The following is a 19811-nucleotide window of genomic DNA, read 5'->3' as shown; positions in this document are numbered from 1 at the left end:
TTTATGCATCACTCCAATTATCTTGAATAATTTGGAGCTTCTTTGGTAATAGTAATGTTATGTGGGTGGCTTTCTGCGATTCCACTTGCTGTAATACGTACAAAACGAGCCGTTTCTTTCAGAGTTTTAATGTCTTTTGCGCCACAATAGCCCATACCTGCGCGCAATCCTCCTATAAATTGGTGCATACTCTCTTGAAGTTCACCTTTGTAAGCTACACGTCCCACAATTCCTTCAGGAACTAATTTTTTGATATCATCTTCCACATCTTGGAAATAACGGTCTTTACTTCCTTGTTTCATAGCTTCGACCGATCCCATACCTCGGTATGATTTGTATTTTCTTCCCTCAAAAATAATGGTTTCCCCAGGAGATTCTTTGGTTCCTGCCAATAGAGAACCTAACATTACACAGTCAGCACCTGCAGCAATCGCTTTGACAATATCGCCTGTGTAACGAATTCCACCATCTGCAATCACTGGTACTCCTGTACCTTTAAGTGCATTAGCAACGTTCATAACTGCTGACAATTGTGGATAGCCTACACCGGCTACCACACGAGTAGTGCAAATAGAGCCTGGCCCAATACCTACCTTCACCGCATCAGCTCCGTTTTCAGCCAGATAAAGAGCAGCTTCAGCCGTAGCAATATTTCCTACAACTACGTCCAATTCGGGGAATTTTTCTTTTACAGCTTTCAAAACAGACACCACACCTCGGGTATGCCCATGAGCCGTGTCGATGATAACTGCGTCTACTCCTGCATAGACCAATGCTTCAGCACGTTCTACGGCATCCGAAGTAACTCCTAATGCGGCAGCCACACGTAATCTACCAAATAGATCTTTGTTTGATATGGATTTTTCTTGCAGGTTAGCGATGTCACGGAAAGTGATAAGTCCTACAAGTTTGTTGTTTTTGTCTACAACAGGAAGTTTTTCAATTTTATGTTTTTGTAATATCTTTTCGGCTTCTTTCATTGAAGTACCTTCCGCTGCTGTAATAAGATTTTCAGAAGTCATTACTTCTACAATGGGGCGATTGCCGTTTTGTTCAAAGCGTAAATCACGATTTGTAACAATACCTTTGAGCGTACCATCCGCATCAACAATCGGGATTCCTCCAATGCTGTTTTCTTTCATACTCCTTTGAGCATCAGATACTTTTGCTTCTAAATTAAGCGTTACAGGGTCGATAATCATTCCGCTTTCCGCTCTTTTCACTTTGCGAATTTGCTTAGCTTGTTCTTCAATCGTCATATTCTTATGAAGTACACCAATGCCACCTTCACGAGCCATTGCAATAGCCATCGCAGCTTCTGTAACTGTATCCATCGCAGCCGAAATGATAGGAACGTTTAGCGTAATATTTTTTGTGAATTTGGTTGAGATAACCACTTCTCGCGGAAGTACTTCGGAATAGTTCGGAATGAGTAGTACATCATCGTAGGTCAATCCTTCTCCTACTATTTTTTCTTGAAAATTCATAAAGCAACTTGAAATTTTGTTGCGTGCAAATGTACTACTTTTTTTTGAAATAAAAAAGAGTTCCCTCACTACTATATGATTTCGCTGACCATACTGGTGTACATTAGACAAGATATTTTCTCCGTCCTAACAGAATTTACTTCATTTTCCACTTCTCTAAATGAGGAATGACGTGATATGCAGTCAAATCAAATTGAATAGGAACTACGGAGATATATCCGTTTGCTAATGCCCATTCGTCCGAATCGTCTCCTCCGTCTTCATTCACGAACTTACCAGTCATCCAATAGTAATTCCGTCCTTGTGGATTTGTTCGTTTGTCAAATTCTTCAATCCAACGAGCTTGGGCTTGTCTACATATTTTGATACCTTTGATGGCTTCCTTTTTCAATTTAGGAATATTTACATTTAGGACTACTCCTTTTGGTAATCCATTTTTTAATACATTGATTGCTATTTGCTTAACAAAATCGCGAGCTTCCTCAAAGTTTGCGTCCCAACTGAAATCAAGTAATGAAAAACCTATGGCAGGAATCCCTTCAATACCCGCTTCAACTGCAGCACTCATCGTTCCTGAATAAATTACATTTATGGATGAATTTGAGCCATGGTTGATACCACTAACACATAAGTCAGGTTTACGTTTTAATACTTCGTACTTGGCTATTTTTACACAATCTGCAGGTGTACCACTACATGTGTATTCTTTTTGGACTCCATCATCGATGTGTATTGGTTCGCAGTACAGGGTTGAATTGAGTGTAACGGCGTGTCCCATACCACTTTGTGGAGAATCAGGAGCAACCACCACCACATCTCCGATTTCGTTCATTATTTTTATTAAGCAGCGTATTCCTGGAGCTGTAATTCCGTCATCATTTGTGATTAAAATCAATGGTTTTTTAGTCATAATTATCTGAATGTGTGTTTTAAATCTACCAACTAAATGTTTCTTCAATGTCCCAATTGGCTCGTAGCTCAATTTCTTTTGGATGATGAATAATTTTTTCAGCTTGTTGGCGTTTTAGAAAGTTACCAGTATCCCATTTTTTATTACCATTCTTGTCTTCTATGATACGCAAACGATATTTTTTAGGAGGCACAGCTTCAAAAATATATTGATTTTCAGGTTTTTCAGTGTATAGTTCACGATGAACATCTCCTTTCTCATCTGTAAGTTGAATTAGTATAGGATAATCCACTTCGCCTTTCAGCGTAAGTTTCAATACGGAATACTCGTCCTGTTTTTTGGTTCTTAGTTTCACTTCCAGAGTATCATTTGTTTTTCCAAAAAAATCAATCATCGCATCGGGAAATGCTTTTACTCGGTATGATTCACCGTATTTCGCGTCGAAAACAATCAAATATTCCAATCTATCCTCACTTAATTTTGTTTTGAAGGGAATTCTAATAGAGTCCTTTTCAAATACTTGTACCTTTGTAGTGTCCGTTTTCATTATTGGGATATTTGACTTCCATCCGAAATATTTTCCTTTTGGAAGATCTCCTGAAAATAGATTTGAAATTTGCAAACTATCGGGCTTCATTTTTCGCAAACGTGTGGTGAAAGTGTCTATCTTTTCACCTTTTGTAATTGTAAATCTTAAAGAATCTTGTTTGGGAGAAAACCAAAAATTAAGAGTGTCCTTTTTAGGTTCTTTGGATATAACATACTTAAAATCATTAGTTTGTTTTGATATAGGTTCGATTTTTACATTATCCGTATCTCCTTCAAATCCGAATATGAATCGATTTTCAGACGCTTGTATTGGACGAGCCGCTTTGTAGTTCCACTTCTCTTTAAAAAGCGTAAGTTCATATGAAATAACAGTATCTCCTTTCACAAAAATAGGTTGCTCAAGAAATGCAATTTTATCTTCTTTTTGATTGAAAAGATAGTTGTTATTCTTATCTTGCATTGCCATCAGCATATATTTTCCTTCTCTTATATGGTTGATTTCGAAAGTGTTAAGACTGTCGTTCGCGTATCCGATATATAAAGGCTTATTTTTATAAACTACGGAATCTTTATAGGACTCATTATATTCATAAAGCATCACCACAATTGATTTATCAGGTTTTGATTTTAAAGCATCTTTTATTTTTCCTGTGACTTTTAATGAATCAATAAATTTTCCTGTTGAGAATACATATTTAAAATCTTTATAAACATTTCCTTCGTTATAATCTTGAATACTATTTCCAAAATTAAAAACATAGGTTGTGTTTGGTTTAAGTGTATCTAAAATACTGATTTCCAAATTTCTTGAAGCGTTCATAGGACTGACTATGGGAAAATTTTCCATAGGAGGAGAAACTATGAGCTGTTTACGCAAATCCTTTATTGTAACAAGCTCATCAAAAACCAGACGTATTTTTTTCTTATCAAATCCAGTTGTTGCAGAGGGTGGCGTTACCTGTAATAAAACTGGAGGTGTTTCATCTTTTGGGCCTCCTGTAGGTGAACCTCGTCTAGCACAACGTAAAAATATTGATAATGAGATGATTAAAACAATGAAATATCCGTATTTTTTTAGCATATTCCTAAAATTATCTTCTTTTGACAAATTACAACCCACAAATGTACTATTTTTTTTTCACTTCGCAACATCAAAAAACAGGGTAAATACCAAGAATTTCGTAGTTTTCCGATAAAAACCATTCATTTTTTGGATTTACTAACTTTATTATTAATTCTTATCATTGATTAAATTGCAAATAGAATTATTAGTTTGACAAAAAAAGAAAATGCAAACCTCCATAGATAGAGATTTGCATTTTAAAAAAAAGATCGTTTACCTAAAGTCCTCGTCTTACGCTAACATCGTAACAGGATTTTCGATATAAGTTTTCAATGTTTGCAAAAACTGAGCTCCCGTAGCTCCGTCGATAGTACGGTGGTCACAAGCTAAGGTTACTTTCATTGTGTTACCCACAACAATTTGTCCGTTTTTCACCACAGGTTTTTCCACAATAGCTCCTACTGACAGAATTGCTGAGTTCGGTTGATTGATAATTGAAGTAAATTCTTCAATGCCGAACATACCTAAGTTTGATACCGTGAAGGTACTTCCTTCCATCTCAGCAGGAGTCAATTTTTTATTTCTGGCGCGTCCTGCCAAATCTTTTACCTGTCCGCCTATTTGAGTAAGCGACAGACTATCTGTGAATTTTAATACAGGAACGACTAAACCGTCTTCTACAGCTACGGCAACTCCTATATGTACGTGTTGGTTGTAAACCGTTACATCGCCTTTCCATGATGTGTTTACCTGTGGATGTTTTTTCAATGCCATTGCACACGCTTTCACAACCATATCGTTAAACGATACTTTGGTGTCAGGCAATTTGTTAATTTCTGAGCGTGAGTTTATAGCACTTTCCATATCAATTTCGATAGTCAGGTAGTAATGTGGAGCTGTGAATTTCGATTCGGATAAACGTTTAGCAATTGTTTTACGCATTTGTGAATTTTTCACTTCTTCAACATTTTCCACACCTGCAGGTACGAACGAAGTTACCGATGTAGCAGTTGGTTTTTCTGCATTTTGTGATTGAACTGATGGAGTGAAGTTTTCTACATCTTTCTTTACAATACGTCCGTTTTCGCCTGAACCCTTCACTTGCGAAAGATTTATACCTTTATCCTGTGCAATTTTCTTGGCTAAAGGAGAAGCGAATACACGATCGCTATTATTATCAGCAGTTGTAACAACAGGGGTGCTGACCACTGGTTTTTCTTGCTCTTTTTTTACTTCAGATTTTGTAGGTGTTGAAGCTGGTTTGGCAGAGCCTCCTCCCGCAATCACAGCACTTACATCGGTGCCAGCTGGCCCAATAATCGCTAAGAGAGCATCAACAGAAGCTGATTCACCTTCTTTTATGCCTATATGTAGAAGCGTTCCTGAATAGAACGACTCAAACTCCATTGTAGCTTTGTCGGTTTCAATTTCAGCTAAAATATCACCTTCTTGTATTTTGTCTCCAACTTTTTTCAACCATGTAGCTACCGTTCCTTCAGTCATAGTGTCGCTCAAGCGAGGCATAGTGACCATTTCAACTCCCGCAGGAATCGAAACCGTAGATTCTGATGTTTCCGTAGGTTCAGGTTTGTTTTCCTCTACGGATTGTACAGGTGCTGCACCTTGTGAAATTAGAGCTGAAATGTCTTCGCCCTCTTTTCCAATAACAGCCAGAAGTGTGTCTACTTTAGCGGTTTCACCTTCTTGTAGTCCTATGTAAAGCAACGTACCTGCATGGAACGATTCAAACTCCATAGTAGCCTTATCAGTTTCGATTTCAGCTAAAATATCACCTTCTTGTACTTTATCGCCAACTTTTTTAAGCCATTTTGCAACAACACCTTCTTCCATAGTGTCGCTCAAACGTGGCATGTTAATGATTTCTGCCATTTTTTTTATAATTTATGAGGTAAAAAAGGATAGTTTTCTTGTTCGTACACCACGTCATATAGAACTTCTTTCTCAGGGAATGGTGATTCATCTGCAAATTTTTCGCATTCAGCCACTAATTTAGCAACACGCTCGTTGATAGCCTCAATTTCAGCCTCCGTTGCATAATTATTTTCTTTGATGACGTTTAAGACCTGCGTAATCGGATCCAATTTTTTGTATTCTTCCACTTCATCCTTAGTGCGATATAACTGAGCATCGGACATAGAGTGACCTCTATAGCGGTATGTTCTAATGTCGAGTAGTGTAGGTCCATCGCCTCTTCTGGCTCTTTCTACTGCTTCGTAAACAGCCTCCGCAACCTTCACGGGATCCATTCCGTCAACTGGAGCACATGGCATCTCATAGCCTAATCCAAGTTTCCAGATGTCTGTGTGGTTAGCAGTTCTTTCTACTGATGTTCCCATCGCATATTGGTTGTTTTCAACGATAAATACCACAGGAAGTTTCCAAAGCATTGCTAAATTGAAAGTCTCGTGCAAAGCACCTTGACGTACCGCTCCGTCTCCCATAAAAGTTAAGGTAACGGCATCTCTGTTGAAGTACTTATCGGCGAAAGCTAAACCTGCTCCTAAAGGAATTTGTCCTCCAACGATTCCATGTCCACCGTAGAAACGGTGTTCTTTTGAAAAAATGTGCATTGAGCCACCCAACCCTTGCGAGGTTCCAGTAGCCTTTCCAAAAAGCTCCGCCATAACACGACGTGGATCAACCCCTAAAGCAATTGGTTGGATGTGATTTCTGTACGTGGTAATCATTTTATCTTTCGTTGGGTCAATCACGTGCATACACCCTGCAACAATTGCCTCTTGTCCATTGTATAAATGTAAAAAACCTCTTACTTTTTGTTGGATATAAACAGCGGCAAGTTTGTCCTCAAATTTTCTCCAAAAAAGCATCTCTTCATACCATTTCAGGTACACATCTTTGTCAATTTTTTTCATTTGTTATTTATTAAAATGTGATGTTATTTTTCCAAATGTTTTCTCTCAAAAAGAGATAATAAAATCCCACTAATCGAAAACATTTGCAAAGATGAGAAAAATCTATTTTGTTTCAAAATAAAACATAAAAAAAGTATTGCTGCCTCCATTACTAGATGCATTTTTATGTACCGAAAGGATTAAATAGAAACCTAAAAATCTTTAAATTTAAAAGTTATTACTTATTAGCAAATCTGATTTTTTATATTACATCAATCAATGTAGGTGAATTTTGTGATTATTAGTGCAAATTTTTGTTATAGATAGGGTTGTTTTTTTATAAAAAGCAGGTTTTTAAGGTAATTTATTTGCTTTGGGCAATTCAATAGGCTGATATGTAGGTATATCTAAGACATATTTTATCCAATTTGTAAAAGCATATTTTTCATATATGACTTGTGGTAAATCAAGATATGGTAATTCTAAAAATGAAGGGATGAACTCATAATCAGAATCTTTTTCTATAACAAGTATGTTGTTTTTATTAAAGAAATCATACTTCTTTATATGCGAATTATTCGTGATAAGCTTTTTTTTATACTTTATCGCCTCAAACACTCGGAATGATAAGCCATTATGCACCGTGTTTAGTATATCAACTAAAACAGCTGATTGGCAAACTTTTTGATGATTCTCCATTAGTGGAATTCTCTTATTTGTTACATTTATAACTGATTTTTCATATTTTTTTAAAATATATTTTTTAGTCGTAAATAATGAAATGTCAGCGATGTAATTTGTTTCATTGATTTTGGAAATTAGTTTTCCAATTGGTTTTATACGATTTCTTTTCCAAACGCCCACGAAAAAGACACTTCTTTTTTCTATTTTTTCCAATTGTTCTGGAATATCAAAATAGAAATTAGTTGTAGGTAAAAAAGATTCTGCGACGTCCTTAGGGTCAAAAACAAAAAATCGATCAAAATATTTTACCACTTTTCTTACATCGGGAAAAACATTTAATCCGTCCCATTGATAAGCAACCATTTTTTTAGATCTGGTTTTCAGATTTTGCAAAAAATGTTCTGGGTAGATATCGGGACGAATCAAAAGCACATAATCGGCTTTTTTATGTAAAGCGTTTATTTTTTCATTTATTTCTTGTTCAACTAAAGCAAAACGGACTCTTTTTTTGTGAGAATTGTCATTAAAAAATGCCTTTCTAAAAGTATTTTTTAATTTATCTTTTAATGAACTGTATTTATAGTTTAGAGAAATAGATACATCTATAACCTCAAAACCTAAAAACTTAAAATTATCGATGATTTTCTGATTAAAGAAATCAGCAGGAGCTCCGAAAATGATGGTTTTGTTTGTCATATTTATCTATTTTTGAATTTGATTTATTTGTTCCTTTTCAAATGGGATTAAAGTAAATAAGAAGAATAACCCGCAGATGGGATACCCTAAAACGTCTTCGGTTAAATTAAAAATTAGAAAGGCTAGAAAGACGTATATTCCGAGTAAATGCTCGTACTTAATCCCTGTGTATATTGCATAAAAATGAAATAATAACAACAAAATTAAGCCAATGATTCCTTGATTTACCATTGCTGACAAAAATATATTATGGAGTTTATTAAATTCATAATTGACGCTTTGTATTACTTCAATTTCATAGTTAGCACCACCCCCTATCCAAAAATGTTGTGGGAAGAATTGTATAGCAGCATTGTTCATAGTATGCCTTATCTCATCGTTAAAATAAGGAGTTTCAGTAAAAATCCAATAACAACCCAATATTCCTAAAATGGTGATTATGGTTGTGTAAATAAAAATTCGTCCTCGGGAATTAATTTTTTTCATTAATTCAACCCAAATGAATAATCCTGTAAAAAAGACAATACTAATCATTGCTACACGTGCTTGTATCATAAAAGAAACACAAGCGAGTAAAACAGCGTACAAGCTAATGTGTTCTATAGAAATGAGTTTTTGTTTTTTTTCTTTGTACAGCCAATAGCCTAAAACTCCTACAATGAAAAGCCCCCAACCGATGATGCTTTGATGGAAGGTCTCGCTCCATCTGAGAATTTCATAGTGATTTGTGCCAGGAGCTAAGTAGCTTTTTGAAAAAGATAAAAAAGAAAAAAGAGGTTTTTGGTGATATTTCACTAAACACACATAAGCTATTACATTTAAAGAAAGTAGACTTAGGAAGGCTGTGAATACAGGATAAATGAATATATAAATCTCTTCTTTTTTCCATCGGTAAAAACAACTTAATAATGGAACAGCTAAAAATAGCACAAAATAATCAATGTGTTTAAAAGCTTCAGATGTGTTGGTCGCCCAAAAAATACTTGCAAAGACAAAAAAAATAAAAATAAGCAACGATTTCATAATAATGTGAAATCCAATGTATTGTCTTTTGTGGAGTCCGTATAGTAACATTAATGAGAAAAGAACAATGCTCAAACCTAAGACCATTTTGTGTTTGTAAGGGTAAATCATTACAATAGTCGAAGCAAACAGCAAGAAAAAAACTCTTATTTTATCAATATTTTTAAATAAAACCTTTCTTTTGAGCCAAATATCTGCAAAAGTAATAAGCATAATGCCTACCAAAGCTATTTTGAAAAAAATATTTAACGTCTTTTCTGATGCATATAAATTAAATTCTGAAGGAATAAAATAATAAATAAAAGCTCCTAACAGCAGAAAAACATTTGTGTAAAGAGCAAAGTTGTTTGATGTTACTTTACTCGTTATTTTTTTGATATTCATATACTTTTGCTAAGCATGAAAATTTATATTGTGATTTTAGTATGGCAAATATAAATCCTCTTTTTCCGTCTAAAAATCCTTTTTTAATAAAATAAAATTTAATAAACCAAAATAAAGGAGAACATATTAGTAAAAACCAAGTTATTTTTTTATCTTTTTTGCGTACTATCTCGGCTGTACTATATGTGTTGTTTTTTTGTAAAATGGTTGTTATCGAATCATTTGCTAAATGTTCTGAAGCTAAATTGGTTTGGTTTTTTGGTACTTTTATAATTTTTCCTTGTACCTTTACGGTTGAATGAACTTCAGGTGGCCAAAAAGCACCTCCTTTGCGAAAGAAACGTAACTTATAGTCAGGATAAGCCGATCGCATCCATTTGTTTATGAAATAATTTTTAAACGGAATATAAACCCCTCCTAAATCTGGCATTTCAATGATATTGTATAAATATTCCTTTAATTTAGGAGGAACAGTTTCATCAGCATCAATTACCAAAATCCATTCGTTTTTAGCTTGACTAATAGCAAAATTCCGAGCAGGTTCAGCATAACCTGTGTTTTGGTGATAAACAATTTTACAATTATACTTTGTTGCGATATCGATAGTTTTGTCCGTACTATACATATCACAAACTACAATTTCATCAAAATCTTTTACAGTTTCAAGAACTGCTTGTAAGTGTTTTTCAGCATTGTATGTGTTAATAACTACTGATATTTTCATTCAGCTTTTAGTTTTATAAATTGGATTTGTGTAATCTTTTTAAAAAGTAAAAAGTTCCGTGAAATATTTTGTATTTGAATTTAAAAATATCGAGTTTCAGGAACTTTTAGCAAAATTACATCAAAAAAACTTTATGATAGCTTTTGTAATTCGACATTGAGGGTTAATCACATGCCTAAACTAATTGGCTACTTCACTAATAAATTTAATTCGATAGATTCGTAGTTCGTCATCTTCATAATCACCGTCAAATTCTTTCGATGCGATCGAAATTTTATCCGATTCCGCCTCCATGAAATAGTCGTGCAACTCTTCTTGTTGTTCTTCATCAAAGATTTCGTCAACCCAATAGTTGATGTCCAGTTTCGTGCCACTGTAAACGATTTGTTCTAATTCTTTCAGGAATTCGTCCATCTCCAAGCCCTTTGCCTTTGCAATGTCGGGTAATGGTAGTTTTCGGTCAACATTTTGGATGATATACAGTTTTAGTGATGAATTGGATCCTGTTGTACGAACGATCAGGTCATCAGCTCGTAAGATGTCGTTATCTTCGACATATCTGGCGATAAGTTCTACAAATTCAGCACCGTATTTTTTGGCTTTTCCATCTCCAACACCGTGAACGTTAGTAAGTTCTGAAATTGTGATAGGGTATTTCAACGCCATATCCTCTAACGAAGGATCTTGGAATACTACAAAAGGAGGTACTCCTTTCTTCTTAGCTACTTTCTTGCGCAAATCTTTGAGCATACCCAGAAGCACTTCGTCAGCTACTCCGCTACTCGAATTGTTATTTTCCTCAGGTTCTTCCTCATAAACATGGTCTTCTGTCATCATAAATGAAGGAACGTTTTTTAAAAAATCTTTTCCTTTTTCAGTGACAAACATGACTCCATAGCTTTCTATATCCTTGTATATAAGTCCATTAACCATAACCTGTCGCAATAAAGCCATCCAGTAGAGATCATCTTTTTCTTTTCCAATACCAAAGAATGGCTGTTCATCAATTTTATGAGATTTAATCAATGCGCTTACTTTCCCAACTAGGACATTAACCAATTCTTTAGCCTTGAATTTTTGTTTGGTAGAAAGGATAACATTTAGTAATTTAACCACATCATCTTTGGCCTCAATTTTAGTCTTTGGATAGCGGACGTTATCATCCATATTAGCACCTTCACCATTTACTTCGTCGAATTCTTCCCCAAAATAGTGGAGTATGAATTTGCGTCTTGAACTTGATGTTTCGGCGTAAGCAACAATATCTTGTAGCAGAGCCTGTCCAATTTCTTGTTCAGCGATGGGTTTGCCGACCATGAATTTCTCTAATTTTTCAACATCCTTATAGGAATAGAAAGCCAAGCAATGTCCTTCGCCTCCATCACGTCCAGCACGTCCCGTTTCTTGGTAGTAACTTTCGATGCTTTTTGGAATGTCATGGTGAATCACAAAACGAACATCAGGTTTATCGATTCCCATACCGAAAGCGATGGTTGCGACAACCACTTCCACTTCTTCCATCAAAAACATATCCTGATGTTTGGCACGTGTTTTGGCATCTAATCCTGCGTGATACGGAACGGCGGTGATACCATTCACTTGTAGCATTTGAGCCAATTCTTCCACTTTTTTTCTACTCAAACAGTAAATAATTCCCGATTTTTTGCTGTTTTGTTTCACAAAGCGGATAATGTCAGTGTCCACATTTTTGGTTTTTGGACGTACTTCGTAATATAAATTAGGTCGGTTGAACGATGATTTAAATACATTTGCCTCGGACATACCCAAGTTTTTCAAGATGTCTTCCTGAACTTTAGGTGTTGCGGTGGCTGTCAGAGCTACTACAGGGATGCCATTTCCTAAACGGTCAATGATGGTTCGTATGTTTCTATATTCAGGTCTGAAATCATGTCCCCATTCTGAGATACAATGAGCCTCGTCCACGGCAACAAAAGATATTGGTATGGTTTTTAAGAAGTTAGCATATTCGTCTTTGATTAATGATTCTGGAGCAACATAAAGTAATTTAGTTTTTTTGCTACTGATGTCGTCCATAACTTCTCGGATTTCGCCTTTTGTTAAAGATGAATTTAGAACGTGAGCCACACTATCGGTCGACGAAACTCCGCGAATGGCATCTACTTGGTTTTTCATCAATGCAATCAAAGGAGAAATTACGATAGCTGTACCTTCTAAAACCAAGGCAGGAAGTTGATAACACAAAGATTTCCCACCACCGGTGGGCATAATAACGAAAGTATTTTCTTTGTTGATGACACTTTGTATTATTTCTTGTTGATGTCCTTTAAAACTATCAAACCCAAAATAATGCTTTAGAGCACTCTGTAAATCATTTTTAGCTAATTCCATTTAATCGTATCTATATTTTATCTAACTTTGCAAACATAAAAGTACAACTTTTTTTTTAATTGACAATAAAAAAACGAAAAAAATTAATGGATACAGATAAAATTATTGAAATCGCTCGAGTAACAATTGAAGAAGAAGCGAAATCTATTCTAAAATTATATGATTTTGTAGATGAAAATTTTGTAAAATCGGTCGATTATATATTAAAATCAAAGGGACGAGTTGTTGTTACAGGAATAGGTAAAAGTGCTATTATTGCCAGTAAAATTGTAGCAACAATGAACTCAACAGGAACTCCCGCCATATTCATGCATGCTGCCGATGCCATTCATGGTGACCTGGGAATCATTCAGGAGGATGACGTGGTTATATGTATTTCAAAAAGTGGAAATACACCCGAAATCAAAGTGCTTGTACCTTTGCTTAAGCGAGGGAAAAATAAACTCATAGCGATTACTTCAAATAAAACTTCCATTTTAGCTCAACAAGCAGATGCTATTTTGTATGCTCATGTTGAAAAAGAGGCGTGTCCGAACAATTTGGCTCCTACAACTAGTACCACTGCTCAATTGGTTTTAGGAGATGCTTTGGCTGTATGTTTATTAAAAATGAAAAACTTTGGTAGTAGTGATTTTGCTAAATATCATCCTGGTGGAGCTTTAGGCAAACGACTCTATTTGAAAGTGTCCGATATTGTGGTTAACAATCAAAAACCGCAGGTGTCACCAACTACTGACATCAAAAAAGTGATTGTTGAAATATCCGAAAAAATGTTAGGAGTGACTGCAGTTGTTGAAAATGAGCGAATTATGGGAATAGTTACAGATGGGGATATACGCCGAATGCTCAGCAAAACTGATACGGTAAGCGGACTTACAGCTCAGGATGTCATGACTTTGAATCCAAAAACAATTCAAGCTGATACTTTAGCCATTGATGCTCTTGAGATTATGGAGTCCAATAAAATCACACAATTGTTAGTTACGGAAGGTAATATATATATAGGTGTAGTGCATTTACATAATCTGATTCAAGAGGGAATCATTTAGGTTTGATAAATTCGAACTATTTTGATGTATTTTAATTAACTACAACGGAACTATGTTTTTAAAAAATGTAATTACTGATGTTTTGGAGCAATATGCAACTGTGACAGAGCGAATTATTTTCGTCACATCTGGTAAGCGTCCGGCATTATTTCTAAAAAAATATTTTGCTGAACAAACCACAAAGGTCTCAATAGCTCCAGAATTTATCAGTATTGCTGAATTGTTACAGCAAATTTCAGGAGTTCAAGAGGTTGGTAATCAGCAACTTTTGTTCGAGCTTTATGAAACATACCGAAATACCTGTCAAACAACTCCCGATGATTTTGAAACCTTTATAGGGTGGGGACAAACACTATTGAAAGATTTTAGTGATATTGACCATTATTTGGTACAATCCGAGAAAATTTTCCCATATATTCACGCTTTGAAAGAAGCAGAACATTGGTCTGGTTTTGAAAAACAAACCGAAATGCAACAAAAATATTTGGATTTTTGGAATACACTTGGCGATTATTATTTCGCTTTTAATGAAAAATTAAACGATAGAAATCACGGATATGCAGGTTTTGTTGCAAAAAAAGCAGTCGAAAAATTACCTAAATACATACAAGAAAACAGCCATAAAATACATATTTTCGTTGGATTTAATGCTCTTTCAAAAGCAGAACAGCAAGTAGTCCAATCCATTTTAATGGATACCGAATCTGAGATATATTGGGACATAGACAAGTACTTCATGGATAATGTTCACCATGATGCAGGATATTTCATTCGTAAATATAAGAACAACTGGAGGTATTATAATCAAAGAAAGAAAGAGTTTAAATGGCTCACTAGCAGTTATGAAGAGTCTAAAAATATTGAAATTATAGGAGTTCCTAAGAGTGTTAATCAGGCTCATACGGTAGCTGGATTGCTACGAGAAATACCTCACAGTAATATGGAACGAACAGCTTTAGTCATTGGAGATGAACATTTATTAATCCCTGTACTACAGTCTATTAGTTCGGATATTCCAGTGAACGTAACGATGGGATACCCCTTGCAACAAACACCGTTGAATGATTTGTTTGTCGCTTTTTTCAGGCTACACCTATCGAAAAGTTACCGTTACAAAGATGTATTACATCTACTTACACAACCATTTCTTCAAGAAGTGTTTTCAGGCAAAGGAATTTCTAAAATTATTCAACATATCAAGGAAAAAAATCTGACATATTTGTCGAAAGCAAAATTAATGGAAATCACTCCTGATGAAGACAAGGAAATTATGGAAGTTCTTTTTCCAGAGAAAACCGATGATTATGTTACTGATTTGATAAACAGTGCTTTAAATATAATATACAGAATTAAGAACGCTGTAGAATCTGATAAGAATGAGAATATACTTGGTTTGGAATACGCTTATCGTTTTTATCAGTTATTCAATCAGTTACAGACTTTACAAGGGAAATATGGCTATATAGATTCTGTAAAAACCTTGTATCATTTCTATTTAGACATATTGCAAAAAAGTTCCTTAAATTTTGAAGGAGAACCATTGGAAGGTTTACAAGTGATGGGGGTATTGGAAAGTCGTAGTTTGGATTTCGATAATATTATAATAACATCTGTAAATGAAGGGGTTATGCCAATGGGAAAGAGTGGGAATTCCTTAATTCCTTATGACGTAAAATTTCATTTAGAGATGCCTACCTACAAAGATAAGGATGCTATTTATAGTTATAATTTTTATCGTATGTTACAGAGTGCCAAAAACATATATTTAATTTATGACACTGAAAATGGTAGTTTGAAAAGTAAAGAAAAAAGCCGATTTATCCTGCAATTGTTGTCAGAAAGGAATCCTAACCACAGGATTCAATATCAGGTGAAGGCTCCTGAGGTGTATCCCGCAAAAGGTTCTATGTTACAGATACCGAAAACTGAAGCTGTTTTTCAGCGGTTGAGGGAAATGGCTGATAAAGGGTTATCTCCTTCAGCTATAACAAATTATATATTAAACCCACGAGTATTTTACCAACAAAATGTACTGCAAGTTTATGAAGAGCGTGATGTGGAAGAAACTATTGAAGCTCGAACTTTTGGGGATATTGTTCACGAAGTTTTAGAAACGCTGTACAACCCTTTTTTAAATATACCTCTTAAACAGCATCATTATATTGAAATGCAATCGAAATTGGAGGCTCTAATCGAAGAGAAATTCGTTAAATATTACAAAAATGAAGATTTTAAATTAGGTAAAAACTTATTGATTTTCAATGTAATACATAGTTATTTGAAACGGTTTTTAGATCTTGAACAGCAAGAAGTTGAGAAAGGTACCGAATTGGTTGTTTTGCATTTGGAAGAAAAAATCAGAGTGCCTTTTGTGAGTGATAAATTACCTTTCCCTGTTTATATAAAAGGAATTATTGACCGTATTGATATGCGTGATGGCGTGTTGCATATTATTGATTATAAGACAGGTATAGTAGAAGAAAACGCTGTAGGAATAGCCGATTGGAATTTGCTAGTAACTGATTTCAAGTATAGCAAAGCATTTCAGTTATTGAGTTATGCATACATGTATCAGCAACGTTTTGGCTATCAGGAATGTATGATTGTAGGAAATATCTCTTTTAAGAGGCTCAATATGGGGTTGATAAAGTTCCATACTAAAGAAAAAGTAGGAAGAACATATGTGAAAGATTATAATATAAACTCTTTTATATTAGACAGTTACAAAGAATATACAGAAGCTTTATTAGCTGAGATTTTCGATATATCAATTCCTTTTACAGAAAAAGAGTAGGGCAAAAGCTGAATTTTACAGTTTGGTAGCAAATACAATCGTAGGTCATATGAAATTAGAATATAAAAAACTGAAAATTAAATGAATGAAAATGTTAAAATACAATTTTTAAAAGATTTATCAAGGAATAACAATCGAGAGTGGTTTGCTGAACATAAATCGGAATACGATGCTATTGCTAAGGATAATAAAATCTTTTTTCAAGAGATTTTACAACGATTGCGACAGCATGATGACATTACGGATATGCATATTTTCCGAATTTACAAAGATGTACGTTTTTCAAAAGATAAATCACCTTATAAAACTAATTTTGGAGCTTCATTTACTCGAAGAAAGCCTGAACTTAGAGGTGGTTATTATATTCATATAGAGCCTAATAACTCATTTGTAGGAGGTGGATTTTGGAATCCGAATAAAGAAGATACTTTTCGCATTCGTAAGGAATTTGAGATGGATGACCAACCCATTCGTGAAATAATAGCAGACATGAAGTTTCAAAAATATTTTGGTAATATTCAAGCTTTTGACACTCTAAAAACAGCTCCCAAAGGTTTTGAGAAAGACCTCCCAGCAATTGATCTTATTAGGATGAAACATTGGGTGGTAAAACGAAATTTTTCAGATGAAGATGTTGAAAATGAATATTTTTTAAACGAAGTAATAGATACTTTTTTGGCAATGCGTCCGTGGTTTGACTATATGAGTGAGGTGTTAACCACTGATTTGAATGGAGAAAGTATCTTATAGTGAAAACCAATGTCTTTTATAATTTTGTTAGAGATTTAAAAAACTACTATTTTGATTTCTTGGATATTAAATACAATTCCTCGTCCGTGGCTCATCAAAATGAGTTATTTGGTACGTCCTTTTTTGAGTTTATGGTATCGAGGCAATCGATACAAAGATCCTATCGACGGTAAAGGATTTCGTAAATTTTTACCTTATGGTTACGGCATTCAGCGACCTAATGTGCTCTCGCCATCAACACTTTCATTGGAGCGACATCGGTTGTTGTGGCTCTATTTGACCAATGAAACAAATCTTTTAGAGCAGAAAATCAGAGTTTTGCATGTAGCTCCTGAACAAGCTTTTTATAGACGATTTAAAAAAAATCCACATTGGGATTATGTAACTACTGATTTGTACTCGCCTCTTGCTGATGTGAAAGCAGATTTATGCAATTTACCTTTTGAAGACAATTCGTTTGATTTGGTTTTGTGTAATCATGTTTTGGAGCATATTCCTGATGACATAAAGGCTATGAATGAATTGTTTAGAATAATGAAAAAAGGGGGAATGGGAATTTTTCAGATTCCGTTGGATGTAAACAGAACTCTTACATTTCAGGATGATAGCATTACGGATCCTGTTGAACGTACACGTATTTTTGGGCAGTATGACCATGTTCGAGTCTATGGCATAGATTATTTTGATACGTTGCGAAAAATTGGTTTTCAGGTTGAGGAAAATAGATACGCCCAACGATTGAGTATGTCCGAAATTGAAAAATATCGCATTGTGAAAGATGAAATATTACCAATTTGTAGGAAATTATGATTCATACACTGAGATTTAAGAGAGAAGTAATATGTCGAAAAATAAATTTTATGTAGTTTGGGAAGGTAGAGAGAAGGGTATTTTTTCTTCATGGGATAAATGTAAAAAAGCGGTAGAGAACTATCCAAAAGCTAAATATAAAGGATTTGTAACCAAAGAGTTAGCTCAACAAGCCTTTCTTATGGGGTATCAAGTGTATAAGAAAAGTACATTGGCAAAATCAACTGTATCCCAAGTAGCGATGGCAAATGTTGGAAAGCCGAAACTTCCTTCCATTTCAGTGGATGCTGCCTGTAGTGGCAATCCAGGAGTGATGGAATACCGAGGAGTTCATACAGCTACAAAAGAAGAAATTTTTAGATTGCCACCAATGGAAGACGGAACTAACAATATTGGAGAATTCCTCGCTATAGTTCACGCATTGGCATTGATGAAGAAAAATAATCAAACAATGCCTATCTACACTGATAGTCAGATAGCAATTAAATGGATTCACCAAAAAAAATGTAAAACAAAACTCAAAGAAACTCCAAAAAATGAAAAGATTTTTGAACTTATTGATCGAGCCGAATGTTGGTTGGAACAAAATACCTATCTAAATCCTATCCTGAAATGGGAAACTAAATTTTGGGGAGAAATTCCTGCTGATTTTGGAAGAAAAGGCTAGGGTAGGAGTATACGAAAGTTAAAGTTAGTTAAAGTTGTAACTTATTGAAAAGAAGTTACGTATAACGAAGTAAATGGATATGTTTTTTAAACCTTAATCAGAATGAGACAGTTAAAAATCACCAAGCAGGTAACCAATAGAGAGACAGCCTCTCTTGATAAATATCTTCAAGAAATTGGAAAAGTAGATTTGATTACAGCCGATGAAGAAGTAGAGTTGGCACAGCGCATTAAAGCAGGCGATACAATTGCTTTGGAGAAACTGACCAAAGCAAACTTGCGTTTTGTTGTTTCTGTGGCTAAACAATATCAAAATCAAGGGCTTACACTTCCCGATTTGATTAACGAGGGAAATTTGGGACTCATTAAAGCGGCACAACGTTTTGATGAAACACGTGGTTTTAAATTTATTTCCTATGCCGTTTGGTGGATTCGTCAATCTATATTACAAGCCTTGGCAGAGCAGTCCAGAATCGTTCGATTACCGTTGAACAAGATAGGGTCTATAAATAAAATCAATAAGATGTATGCCTATTTGGAACAAGCTCATGAGCGAGTGCCATCGGCTGAGGAAATTGCCAAAGAATTGGATATGTCGGTGAATGATGTGAAAGAATCAATGAAAAATGCAGGTCGCCACATTTCTATGGATGCTCCTTTGGTTGAAGGGGAGGACTCAAATTTGTACGATGTATTGCGAAGCAATGAGTCACCAAATCCGGATAGAGAGCTTATTTTGGATTCTTTACGTACCGAAATTGAACGCGCATTGGAAACATTGACACCTCGTGAGGCAGATGTTATTCGTCTTTATTTTGGTTTGGGAGACCAACATGCAATGACTTTGGAAGAAATTGGTGAAACCTTTGAACTTACCCGAGAACGTGTACGACAAATTAAAGAAAAAGCTATACGGCGACTCAAACATACTTCAAGAAGTAAAATATTAAAAACATATTTAGGATAATAAAACAATAGA

General features: G+C 34.9%; 15 protein-coding genes. 6 read left to right on the top strand and 9 right to left on the bottom strand.

From position 1 onward, the window contains the following. Nucleotides 1–17: 17 nt before the first annotated feature. The 9 genes from guaB to recQ form a co-directional block, all read right to left on the bottom strand. Nucleotides 18–1487 carry an IMP dehydrogenase gene (guaB, locus tag ACF3OB_RS01935; protein WP_095894306.1) on the bottom strand — a complete coding sequence of 490 codons (1470 nt, stop codon included), beginning with the start codon at nucleotides 1485–1487 and terminating at the stop codon, nucleotides 18–20. Nucleotides 1488–1623: 136 nt separating this feature from the next. Beyond that, nucleotides 1624–2397: a 5'/3'-nucleotidase SurE gene (surE, locus tag ACF3OB_RS01930; RefSeq protein WP_042010427.1), complete on the bottom strand. Its 774-nt coding sequence runs from the start codon at nucleotides 2395–2397 to the stop codon at nucleotides 1624–1626. Nucleotides 2398–2422: 25 nt separating this feature from the next. Beyond that, nucleotides 2423–4027 carry an Ig-like domain-containing protein gene (locus ACF3OB_RS01925; RefSeq protein ID WP_119652658.1) on the bottom strand — a complete coding sequence of 535 codons (1605 nt, stop codon included), beginning with the start codon at nucleotides 4025–4027 and terminating at the stop codon, nucleotides 2423–2425. A gap of 273 nt (nucleotides 4028–4300) precedes the next feature. After that, a complete protein-coding gene (locus tag ACF3OB_RS01920; protein ID WP_392448118.1) occupies nucleotides 4301–5899 on the bottom strand; it encodes a pyruvate dehydrogenase complex dihydrolipoamide acetyltransferase in 1599 nt (532 codons plus the stop codon). A gap of 5 nt (nucleotides 5900–5904) precedes the next feature. After that, nucleotides 5905–6903: a pyruvate dehydrogenase (acetyl-transferring) E1 component subunit alpha gene (gene pdhA, locus ACF3OB_RS01915; RefSeq protein WP_042010435.1), complete on the bottom strand. Its 999-nt coding sequence runs from the start codon at nucleotides 6901–6903 to the stop codon at nucleotides 5905–5907. Nucleotides 6904–7236: 333 nt separating this feature from the next. Next, nucleotides 7237–8262, bottom strand: coding sequence for a hypothetical protein (locus tag ACF3OB_RS01910; protein WP_392448115.1), 1026 nt, complete (start codon nucleotides 8260–8262; stop codon nucleotides 7237–7239). Between the two features lie 6 nt (nucleotides 8263–8268). After that, nucleotides 8269–9669: an O-antigen ligase family protein gene (locus ACF3OB_RS01905; RefSeq protein WP_392448113.1), complete on the bottom strand. Its 1401-nt coding sequence runs from the start codon at nucleotides 9667–9669 to the stop codon at nucleotides 8269–8271. Continuing rightward, the gene (locus tag ACF3OB_RS01900; protein WP_392448112.1) at nucleotides 9644–10393 is read right to left on the bottom strand and encodes a glycosyltransferase family 2 protein; all 750 of its coding nucleotides are present in this window, start codon (nucleotides 10391–10393) and stop codon (nucleotides 9644–9646) included. Before ACF3OB_RS01900 ends, ACF3OB_RS01905 begins: the two co-directional genes overlap by 26 nt. 180 nt (nucleotides 10394–10573) lie before the next feature. Further along, nucleotides 10574–12763, bottom strand: coding sequence for a DNA helicase RecQ (recQ, locus tag ACF3OB_RS01895; protein WP_042346086.1), 2190 nt, complete (start codon nucleotides 12761–12763; stop codon nucleotides 10574–10576). A gap of 86 nt (nucleotides 12764–12849) precedes the next feature. On the opposite strand from recQ, the gene ACF3OB_RS01890 reads away from it, so the two are divergent. From ACF3OB_RS01890 to ACF3OB_RS01865, 6 genes are all read left to right on the top strand, one after another. Continuing rightward, complete coding sequence (locus ACF3OB_RS01890) at nucleotides 12850–13812, top strand: SIS domain-containing protein (protein ID WP_042344724.1); 963 nt, start codon at nucleotides 12850–12852, stop codon at nucleotides 13810–13812. A 52-nt stretch (nucleotides 13813–13864) separates the two neighbouring features. Continuing rightward, nucleotides 13865–16606: a PD-(D/E)XK nuclease family protein gene (locus ACF3OB_RS01885; RefSeq protein ID WP_392448110.1), complete on the top strand. Its 2742-nt coding sequence runs from the start codon at nucleotides 13865–13867 to the stop codon at nucleotides 16604–16606. An 81-nt stretch (nucleotides 16607–16687) separates the two neighbouring features. After that, on the top strand, nucleotides 16688–17356 hold the full coding sequence (locus ACF3OB_RS01880; RefSeq protein ID WP_042346088.1) for a DUF2461 domain-containing protein: 669 nt from the start codon (nucleotides 16688–16690) through the stop codon (nucleotides 17354–17356). A 99-nt stretch (nucleotides 17357–17455) separates the two neighbouring features. Continuing rightward, nucleotides 17456–18166: a class I SAM-dependent methyltransferase gene (locus ACF3OB_RS01875; protein ID WP_172918347.1), complete on the top strand. Its 711-nt coding sequence runs from the start codon at nucleotides 17456–17458 to the stop codon at nucleotides 18164–18166. A 31-nt stretch (nucleotides 18167–18197) separates the two neighbouring features. Then, entirely contained in the window at nucleotides 18198–18833 is a 636-nt protein-coding gene (locus ACF3OB_RS01870) for a viroplasmin family protein (protein ID WP_042344712.1), read from the top strand. A gap of 102 nt (nucleotides 18834–18935) precedes the next feature. Beyond that, the gene (locus ACF3OB_RS01865) at nucleotides 18936–19799 is read left to right on the top strand and encodes an RNA polymerase sigma factor RpoD/SigA (RefSeq protein WP_042007932.1); all 864 of its coding nucleotides are present in this window, start codon (nucleotides 18936–18938) and stop codon (nucleotides 19797–19799) included. Nucleotides 19800–19811 lie beyond the last annotated feature (12 nt).

It is taken from the genome of Capnocytophaga canis (assembly GCF_043187445.1).
Taxonomy (GTDB): Bacteria; Bacteroidota; Bacteroidia; order Flavobacteriales; family Flavobacteriaceae; genus Capnocytophaga; species Capnocytophaga canis.
The sequence above is the reverse complement of the archived record's forward strand: the minus strand, read 5'-3'. Positions and strand labels throughout refer to the sequence as shown.

Excerpts from the sequence above, each read along its gene's own strand:
- guaB (WP_095894306.1), bottom strand. The coding sequence starts at position 1,487 with ATGAATTTTCAAGAAAAAATAGTAGGAGAAGGATTGACCTACGATGAT.
- surE (WP_042010427.1), bottom strand. The coding sequence starts at position 2,397 with ATGACTAAAAAACCATTGATTTTAATCACAAATGATGACGGAATTACA.
- ACF3OB_RS01925 (WP_119652658.1), bottom strand. The coding sequence starts at position 4,027 with ATGCTAAAAAAATACGGATATTTCATTGTTTTAATCATCTCATTATCA.
- ACF3OB_RS01920 (WP_392448118.1), bottom strand. The coding sequence starts at position 5,899 with ATGGCAGAAATCATTAACATGCCACGTTTGAGCGACACTATGGAAGAA.
- pdhA (WP_042010435.1), bottom strand. The coding sequence starts at position 6,903 with ATGAAAAAAATTGACAAAGATGTGTACCTGAAATGGTATGAAGAGATG.
- ACF3OB_RS01910 (WP_392448115.1), bottom strand. The coding sequence starts at position 8,262 with ATGACAAACAAAACCATCATTTTCGGAGCTCCTGCTGATTTCTTTAAT.
- ACF3OB_RS01905 (WP_392448113.1), bottom strand. The coding sequence starts at position 9,669 with ATGAATATCAAAAAAATAACGAGTAAAGTAACATCAAACAACTTTGCT.
- ACF3OB_RS01900 (WP_392448112.1), bottom strand. The coding sequence starts at position 10,393 with ATGAAAATATCAGTAGTTATTAACACATACAATGCTGAAAAACACTTA.
- recQ (WP_042346086.1), bottom strand. The coding sequence starts at position 12,763 with ATGGAATTAGCTAAAAATGATTTACAGAGTGCTCTAAAGCATTATTTT.
- ACF3OB_RS01890 (WP_042344724.1), top strand. The coding sequence starts at position 12,850 with ATGGATACAGATAAAATTATTGAAATCGCTCGAGTAACAATTGAAGAA.
- ACF3OB_RS01885 (WP_392448110.1), top strand. The coding sequence starts at position 13,865 with ATGTTTTTAAAAAATGTAATTACTGATGTTTTGGAGCAATATGCAACT.
- ACF3OB_RS01880 (WP_042346088.1), top strand. The coding sequence starts at position 16,688 with ATGAATGAAAATGTTAAAATACAATTTTTAAAAGATTTATCAAGGAAT.
- ACF3OB_RS01875 (WP_172918347.1), top strand. The coding sequence starts at position 17,456 with ATGAGTTATTTGGTACGTCCTTTTTTGAGTTTATGGTATCGAGGCAAT.
- ACF3OB_RS01870 (WP_042344712.1), top strand. The coding sequence starts at position 18,198 with ATGTCGAAAAATAAATTTTATGTAGTTTGGGAAGGTAGAGAGAAGGGT.
- ACF3OB_RS01865 (WP_042007932.1), top strand. The coding sequence starts at position 18,936 with ATGAGACAGTTAAAAATCACCAAGCAGGTAACCAATAGAGAGACAGCC.